Raw genomic sequence first — 768 nt, 5'->3', positions numbered from 1 at the left:
CCGTTTATCCAACCCACGGTAATGACCTCGATGACATTACTTCGCGCCGCCGATATCTCGATGTATCGTGCCAAACAAGAGCGCAACTCGTTCAATATTTTTACCACTGAAATGCAAGAGCAGCATTTATACAAAACGAAAGTTGAACAACGTTTACGGTTTGCCATTGACAACAAAAATTGTTATGGTTTACCAGCCTCAGGTCGATATGGCTGGCAAGCTGCATGGTGTCGTAAGCCTTGGTTCGCTGGCAGGATCGAAGAGCTCGGTTTTGTCCCGTCCCGATCTGTTTATTCCTGTTGCCGAAAGTCTCGAGGACTCATGGTTAAACTGGGTAAATTCATCATTGAACGTAGTGTCAGTGATATTGCGACTTATGTATTACCACAACGTCAAGACTTGAATCTCTCAATCAACATCTCTGTAAAACAGTTTATTCAGCAGATTTGCTGAGCACCTTCTCACCACCATCGACGCAGCAAGACTCGATAGAAAASRCATTACGCTCGAAATTACGGAAAACTTGTTTATTGAAGATCTTGAGCAGTTCAAACCCATTTGTAACGAGATGAACCACCAAGGGCTTAAAATCTCTCTGGATGATTTTGGCACCGGCTATTCCTCGTTAAGCATGCTGAAAGATCTGCCCATTGATGAGCTGAAGATCGACAAGAGCTTTGTTGATCACATTGAGAATGACGCAAAGTCTTTCAACATGGTCAAAAACATCATCGCTGATCGGGAAAAACTTTGGCATGGCAGTGTTAG

Annotated in this window: 1 protein-coding gene and 1 pseudogene; both read left to right on the top strand. The window is 43.5% G+C overall.

The window, feature by feature from the left end; translation table 11 throughout:
* Positions 1-453 (top strand): annotated as a pseudogene (locus CIK04_RS34405) (hypothetical protein); the annotation flags it as partial.
* Between the two features lie 16 nt (positions 454-469).
* On the top strand, positions 470-768 hold a 299-nt coding region (locus CIK04_RS34400), incomplete at its 3' end, for an EAL domain-containing protein (protein WP_369597175.1).

Source organism: Vibrio sp. 03_296 (genome assembly GCF_002265885.1).
The sequence above is the reverse complement of the archived record's forward strand: the minus strand, read 5'-3'. Positions and strand labels throughout refer to the sequence as shown.